We start from the raw sequence: 7,038 nt of genomic DNA on the forward strand, positions 1-7,038 counted from the left end.
ACTTTATAGGAAACTTATCCGGGCAGCAGGCAAACAAACTTTTCCATCAATAAATAGCTTCGAAACGGGTGAGAAGCCCATTGGCGTCTGGAATGCGCGGCCTTCCCGCGTCACGGCGAGATCGGGCGGTCCGATACCCGCAACCACGGAGAATGCGGGGCGGTGCCTACCGCTCCAGCGTTCCTACTGACCCGAAGCGCGGGGCAGATCCCGCGGGTGGCCGTAGTGCCTCCGGCTGTACGGCACCTCCTCGAGATGCTCGAAGACCGGATCCTCGTCGTCGATCTCCAGCACCGCCGCCCCGAGGTGCTGGAGCCGGGAAGGGAAATCGGTGAAGTCGACCTCCGGCCTGCGCGGTGGCGCGGACTCGCCGAAGCCCGGACGGGACTCCTCGAACAGCGGGCGCGACCGACCAGTCCGCTGCTGCCGCCGGCGGCGCACCTGAGCCTCGATCCGGGTCTGCCGGCGCAGGTAGGCCAAGTAGAGCACGGTGATCGCTGCCGTGGTGGCGCACGACCACCACAGCGTCGGGCTGACGGTGAACGAGAGCACCGCGCTGAGCACCATCAGCGCTGCCATGACCGTCAGCACCCGCTTGCGGAACCGGTACTTCCGGGCGCTCACCGCGGCGGCCGTCGCATCGGACAGTCGCCGCTGGCGGCTCGACGAGCGCGGATGCGCCGGCGGCGCGTCCTCGAACTCGGCCTCCAAACCCGAAGTGTCATCGATGTATTCGTATTCGTCGGCCGTGCCGTCCGGTGGCGGCGCGACCGTCTCGGCGACCGGGACGCCCCTCTGGTCGTCGTCATCAGCGGGATCGAGTTCGACGGACAGACGCTCCGGGCCCTCGCGGAGGGGCAAGTCGTCCCCCGGGGAGTCGAACAGGCTTTCCTGGACACCGTCCTGCACACCGGCGTCGCCCACCGGCAACGCACCGGAGTTCTCGTCGACCACGTCGACGTCGAGGTAGTCAGGCTCGGCCAGGGACGCCTCGGTCACGGCAGCGACGACGACCACCGACCGCGACCGGGTCCCCATCCGCGCCTCCCGGACGGCGTCGTCGTACTCCCTGATCACCTCGCGGTCGTCGGCCAGCACACCGTCGAGATCGGGGTAGATCTCGTCGTATTCGTCGTCGCGCTGCCAGTTCGGGTCGTGGCGGTGGCCGGCCGCCGGGCCGCCGCGCCGGAACAGCCGCGACCTGGCCCCGCCGTTGACGACGCGGGTGGCCAGCGCGACGTCGCTGGTGCGCCGGACCGTGTCGCGCTTGTTGATGAGCATCGGCACCAGGACGAAGAGCCACAGCACCACGAGTGAAATCCAGAGCAATGACTGGGGGATGCTTGGCATGGGGCCTGCTCCTTTCCCGACCAGGCTAGGTCCGTGACGTCCGCTTTCATCGGCGGCGCGCCGTGCCAATTACACACGTGTAATTCCAGGAAGACAAGCACCATCAGCCACAAATGTCACATTGGCAACTGTCACATTGGCAACAGCGTCCGACGCCTCAGCCCCACCCTGCGAGCCCGCGCCGCACCAGTCCGGCGGTCACCGAGCCCTCCACCTCTTCGACCGTCATCGCCACCAGGAGGTGATCGCGCCAGGCGCCGTCGACGTTGAGATAGCGCCGCAGCAGGCCCTCCTCACGGAAGCCCGTCTTGGCCAGCACCCGACGGCTGGCGGCGTTCTCCGGACGCACGGTGGCCTCCACGCGGTGCAGGCCGACCGGCCCGAAACAGTGGTCAAGGCCCAGCGCGAGGGCTCCGGTTGCGACCCCGCCGCCGGTGACCTCTCCGGACACCCAGTACCCGATCCAGGCCGACCGCAACGCCCCATGCGTCACGTTGCCGATGGTCAACTGGCCGCGGAACCGGCCGTCGACCTCGATGACATAAGGCAGCATCCGGCCCTTGCGGGCCTCCGCCCGTAGCCCCGAGTACATCTGCGGCCACGCCGAAACCGCATGGCGCTGTGCCCAATCCAGCTCGGTGGACGGCTCCCACGGCTCCAGATTCGACCGTTCGGCCAGCCGGATGCGGCTCCAGTGCCCGCCGTCGCGCATCCGGGTGGGCCGCAGCCGGACCGTGCCGGCGGCCACCCGCAACGTCCCGACCGCGGCCGGCCACCCCGGATGGGCCGAGCCGCGACCCCACAGGTTCACCCGAGCACCCGCGCCGTCAGCCCCGCTGCGCCAGGAACGCGACGTCGACGAACTCGCCGGCCGGGATCTCCGCAGCCTCGCCGGGAATCACCACCAAACAGTTGGCCTCGGCCAGGGACGCCAGCAGGTGCGAGGACCCGCCCGGTGTGTCGCCGATGGCCTCCACCAGGTAGTCGCCGCGCTCGGAGTCGCGCAGCAACTGCCCGCGCAGGAATCCGGTCCGGCCCTGCAGTGAGGTGATCGGTTTGAGTGTGCGGGCCCGGATCACCCGCCGCATGGGCTGGCGCTTGCCGAGCGACAACCGGATCAGCGGACGCACCATGACCTCGAACACCACCAGGGCGCTGACCGGGTTGGCCGGCAGCAGAAACGTCGGAACCCCTTCCGGCCCAAGCTGTCCGAAGCCCTGGACCGAACCGGGATGCATCGCGATCCGGGTGACTTCCATGTCACCGAGTCCGGACAGCACCGATCGCAGATTCTCCGCGGCCGCGCCGCCGACGGCGCCCGCGATGACCACCACTTCGCTTCGGCTGAGCTGGATTTCGACCACCTCGCGCAGCGCCTTGGGGTCGGTGCTGACGATGCCGATCCGGGTCGCCTCGGCGCCGGCGTCGCGGGCGGCGGCGGCCAGCGCATAGGAGTTGACGTCGTAGACCTGACCGTTGCCCGGAGTGCGGGAGATGTCGACGAGTTCCCCGCCGACGCTCATCACCGACACCCGCGGGCGCGGGTGGACCAGCACCCGTTCGCGCCCGACCGCGGCCAGCAACCCGACCTGGGCCGGCCCGATGATCGCCCCGGCGCGGACGGCGACGTCGCCGGGTTGCACATCGTCGCCGACACGCCGCACATAGGCGCCGGAACGCACTCCGCGCAGCGCCCGGACCCGGTTCTCGCCGCCGTCGGTCCAGCGCAGCGGCAGCACCGCGTCGGCCAGTGTGGGCATGGGTGCGCCGGTCTGAATCCGCGCGGCCTGGTTGGGCTGCAACCGGGTCGGTGTGCGGGCACCCGCGTCGATGACGCCCATCACCGGCAAGACGATCTCGGCCCCGTCGCCGGCGTCCTGGATGTCGACGCTGCGCACCGCATAGCCGTCGATCGCGGCCTGGTCGAAACCGGGCATCGGACGCTCGGTGACCACCTCCTCGGCGCACATCAGCCCCTGTGCTTCAGCAATGGGCACCCGCACCGGCCGCGGTGCGACCGCGGCGGCGGTCACTCTGGCCTGCTGCTCCTCAACCGAACGCACAGTGCTGCCTTTCTGACGGGGGCTCGCCCTTTCCGGCCCGCCGCAGCGTCTACCGCCCGGTCAGGCCCAACCGTTCAACCAGCCACTGCCGCAACTCAGGGCCGTAGTCGTCCCGGTCCAGGGCAAAGTCAACCGCAGCCTTCAGATAGCCGCCGGGATTTCCCAGGTCGTGTCGAGACCCGTCGTGCACGACCACGTGCACCGGGTGGCCCTCGGCGATCAGCAGCGCGATGGCATCGGTGAGCTGGATCTCGCCGCCGGCGCCCCGCTGGACCCGGCGCAGGGCGTCGAAGATCGCCCGATCCAACAGGTAGCGCCCCGCCGCGGCATAGCGCGACGGAGCCTGGCCGGGATCGGGTTTTTCCACCATGCCCTTGACCCGCATGATGTTCGGGTGCGACGCATCCAGGGCCGGCTCGACGTCGAAGACGCCGTACGAGCTCACCTCGTCGGGCCGAACTTCGATGGCGCACAACACCGTTCCGCCGCGTTTGGCGCGAACCCTGGCCATGATCTCCAGCACTCCGACCGGCAGCACCAGGTCGTCGGGCAGCAGCACGGCCACCGCGTCCTCGTCGGGTGAGAGCACCGGCTCCACGCAGCCCACCGCGTGCCCGAGTCCCAGCGGCTCGAGCTGCACCACCGACTCCACCTTGATCAGAGCGGGGGCCCGCCGGACCTTCTCCAGCATCGCCTTCTTCCCCCGGGCAGCGAGCGTGCCCTCGAGCACGAGGTCCTCGACGAAGTGCGCGACGACGCCGTCCTTGCCCTCGGAGGTGACGATCACCAGCCGCTCCGCGCCCGCCTCGGCCGCCTCTTCGGCCACCAACTCGATGCCGGGGGTGTCGACGACCGGCAGCAGTTCCTTGGGCACCGTCTTGGTGGCCGGCAGGAACCGGGTTCCCAGACCCGCCGCCGGCACCACGGCAGTCCGCGGTATCGAGACCGGTTCACCGAGCATGGGGCAACCCTAACCCGCGGCCGCGCTGGCGCTCCAGCACCTGCGCTGCGAAGCTGTGACGGATGACCGCCCGGGACAAGGAGAAGCGCCGCAGCGAACTACTGGCGGCCCGCCGCGCGCTCTCCGAGTCCGAGCGCCGCGCCGAGTCGGAACGGCTGCGCGGCCATCTCGCCGAGGTCGCCGGCGACGACGACATCGTGTGCGCCTACCTGCCGGTGGGCACCGAGCCCGGGTCGTCGGAGTTGCTCGACGAGCTGGCAGCCCGGTGCCGGACGGTGTTGCTGCCGGTGGTGCGGATCGGCCCCGGCGGGGAGCACCTGCCGCTGCGGTGGGGACGCTATGTGCCCGGTCGGCTGGTGGCCGGCAGGTTCGGGCTGCACGAGCCCGAGGGCCCGTGGCTCTCCGCTGCGGCGATCGCCGACGCCGCAGTCGTGCTTGTTCCCGCCCTGGCAGTCGACCGCCGTGGCGTGCGTCTGGGACGCGGCGGCGGCTTCTACGACCGCTCCCTGCCGCTGTGCCGGCCGGGCACCCGGCTGGTCGCGGTCGTGCGCGACTGCGAACTGGTCGGGGAGCTTCCGGGCGAACCCCACGACGTGCCGATGACGCACGCGCTCACCCCGGCCCGCGGACTGGTCAGGCTCGGGGAATGCCCGCCGGCGGATGGCGGTTCTAGCACTTGACACGGTAGAGTGCTAACGATCCCAGCTTCCGGAGGTTGACGTGCCGACCTACAGTTACGCCTGCACCGAGTGCGACAACCGGTTCGACGCGGTTCAGGCCTTCACCGACGATGCGCTGACGACCTGCCCGCAGTGCTCCGGGCGGCTGCGCAAGCTGTTCAACTCGGTCGGAGTGGTGTTCAAGGGCAGCGGCTTCTACCGCACCGACAGCCGGGAATCGGGCAAGGCGTCGAAGAACGGAGTGGATTCCGGCGGTTCGGAGAAGTCCGGTTCGGAGAAGTCCGGCTCGGAGAAGACAGAGAAGTCCGGCTCGGCGAAATCCGCCGGGGAGAAGTCGTCGAAGCCGGAGAAGTCGTCGGGAAGCCAAACCGCGACCGCGGGTAGTTCGACCCCGGCCGCCGCCTCCGGCTAGTCATCCACAGCCCGCGGGGCCGCCGACTACACAGGGGCTCTAGCCCCGCCTACCCTCGCGGCATGGGCGAATCGCTCAATCCCACTGTGCTGGAACAATTTTCACGGGCCTGCCGGCCGGACTTCGCGCGCACCGTTCTGGCCCGGCGCATCGCCGCGGCGGTCCTGGTGCTGCTCGCCGGTGTCGCCGCCTGGCGCCCCGACCCGGGCAGTTCGTCCGCAGGGGTGATGGTCGCCCTGCGTGACCTCAGCCCCGGGGTGACGCTGTCGGCCGACGACGTGGCACTGCAGACGCGGTCGGCGCGCGGACTACCCGACGGCGCTCTCACCAGCCCGGAAACCGTGCTGGGCGCCACGCTGGCGGGTCCGGCGCGACGCGGGGAGGTGCTCACCGACGTGCGGGTGCTGGGCCCGCGCCTGACCGGACTCAGCGCCGGCCCCGACGCGCGGGTCGTCCCGGTGCATCTGGCCGATCCCTCGGTGGCCGACCTGATCCGCCCGGGAGATGTCGTCGACCTGCTGGGAGCACCGTCGGCCGACAGCGAGGCCCGGCCACGGGTGGTGGCCACCGCGGCGGTGGTGGTACTGGTGTCGCCGGCGACCACAGCGGCCGGCGCCGCCGGCGACCGGGTGGTCCTGGTCGCTCTTCCCGCCTCCGCGGCCAATGCCGTCGCGGCGGCGACCCTCGTCGAGAACGTCACGCTGACCCTGCACTGACAGCACCCGTGGAACAACCCTCCCGCGACGGCGGTGCGCTAGGCTTTCGACGCCCGGAAGACAAGTTCAGCAAAGAAAGGCCAAGTGTGCTAAAGGGATTCAAAGAGTTCATCGCAAAAGGCAACATCGTCGACCTCGCCGTCGCGGTGGCCATCGGAGCCGCCTTCACCGCCCTGGTCACCAAGTTCACCGAGAGCATCATCCAGCCGTTGATCGACCGGATCGGCGCCGGCAAGGAGTCGTCCTACGGGCTGCTCAAGATCGACATCGGCGGCGGCCAGACCATCGACCTCAATGTGCTGCTGTCGGCGGCCATCAACTTCCTGATCGTCGCGGCCACCATCTACTTCCTCGTGGTGCTGCCCTACAACCGATTCCGCGGGAAGGCCGCGGCCGAGGCCGATAAGGACAAGGAACTGCGGTTGCTCACCGAGATCCGCGACGCGCTCGGCGGCACCGACACCGGTCCCGGCGCCGCGCCCGCGGTGAGCCCGACACTGCGCAAGTAGCGACGCTCGATGCAAAGAAAGTGCCCCCGACCGCGGCCGGGGGCACTTTCCTGTCGGTTCGTCGGGACTGACTAGTTCATGTTCCAGGGTTCGCCGTAGGTGGTGACGCTGTCGCCGGCTTTGGAGATCAGCCGGGCGAACGGGCGCAGCAGCACCCCGCCGGCCGCGCCGGTGACCGTGCCGTGGGCGTTGGACACCGCCACCGAGCCCTCCGGTCCGGCGACGTCGACGGAGAAGGTGGCGACCTCCTGGATGCCCGGGCCGTTGCCCAGATCGGAGGTGATCGACACACCCGGGAACAGGTTGGGGGTGATCACCGAACCCAGCGGGTCAAAGCCCAGCGGGGA

9 protein-coding genes are annotated in these 7,038 nt (G+C 70.0%); 4 read left to right on the plus strand and 5 right to left on the minus strand.

What is annotated here, in order from left to right; all coding sequences use genetic code 11:
• Positions 1-183 precede the first annotated feature (183 nt).
• From sepX to ACKOQ4_RS05265, 4 genes are all read right to left on the minus strand, one after another.
• Positions 184-1,350: a divisome protein SepX/GlpR gene (gene sepX / locus ACKOQ4_RS05250; RefSeq protein WP_526289533.1), complete on the minus strand. Its 1,167-nt coding sequence runs from the start codon at positions 1,348-1,350 to the stop codon at positions 184-186.
• Positions 1,351-1,507: 157 nt separating this feature from the next.
• Positions 1,508-2,161: a GNAT family N-acetyltransferase gene (locus ACKOQ4_RS05255; RefSeq protein ID WP_526289535.1), complete on the minus strand. Its 654-nt coding sequence runs from the start codon at positions 2,159-2,161 to the stop codon at positions 1,508-1,510.
• Positions 2,162-2,177: 16 nt separating this feature from the next.
• Entirely contained in the window at positions 2,178-3,413 is a 1,236-nt protein-coding gene (gene glp / locus ACKOQ4_RS05260) for a molybdotransferase-like divisome protein Glp (protein WP_526289537.1), read from the minus strand.
• A 49-nt stretch (positions 3,414-3,462) separates the two neighbouring features.
• Complete coding sequence (locus tag ACKOQ4_RS05265) at positions 3,463-4,374, minus strand: UTP--glucose-1-phosphate uridylyltransferase (protein WP_526289539.1); 912 nt, start codon at positions 4,372-4,374, stop codon at positions 3,463-3,465.
• A 62-nt stretch (positions 4,375-4,436) separates the two neighbouring features.
• On the opposite strand from ACKOQ4_RS05265, the gene ACKOQ4_RS05270 reads away from it, so the two are divergent.
• The 4 genes from ACKOQ4_RS05270 (at position 4,437) to mscL (ending at position 6,691) form a co-directional block, all read left to right on the plus strand.
• Entirely contained in the window at positions 4,437-5,054 is a 618-nt protein-coding gene (locus ACKOQ4_RS05270) for a 5-formyltetrahydrofolate cyclo-ligase (protein ID WP_526289541.1), read from the plus strand.
• 40 nt (positions 5,055-5,094) lie between these two features.
• Positions 5,095-5,466 carry an FmdB family zinc ribbon protein gene (locus tag ACKOQ4_RS05275; RefSeq protein ID WP_526289543.1) on the plus strand — a complete coding sequence of 124 codons (372 nt, stop codon included), beginning with the start codon at positions 5,095-5,097 and terminating at the stop codon, positions 5,464-5,466.
• A 62-nt stretch (positions 5,467-5,528) separates the two neighbouring features.
• Complete coding sequence (locus ACKOQ4_RS05280) at positions 5,529-6,182, plus strand: SAF domain-containing protein (protein WP_526289545.1); 654 nt, start codon at positions 5,529-5,531, stop codon at positions 6,180-6,182.
• A gap of 86 nt (positions 6,183-6,268) precedes the next feature.
• Positions 6,269-6,691, plus strand: a complete 423-nt coding sequence (mscL, locus tag ACKOQ4_RS05285) for a large-conductance mechanosensitive channel protein MscL (RefSeq protein WP_526289547.1) — start codon at positions 6,269-6,271, stop codon at positions 6,689-6,691.
• A gap of 71 nt (positions 6,692-6,762) precedes the next feature.
• Here mscL and ACKOQ4_RS05290 read toward each other — a convergent pair.
• Positions 6,763-7,038 (minus strand): MspA family porin (locus tag ACKOQ4_RS05290; RefSeq protein ID WP_526289549.1); only part of this gene is annotated, 276 nt, incomplete at its 5' end.

Source organism: Mycobacterium sp., assembly GCF_046095365.1.
Lineage (GTDB): Bacteria > Actinomycetota > Actinomycetes > Mycobacteriales > Mycobacteriaceae > Mycobacterium.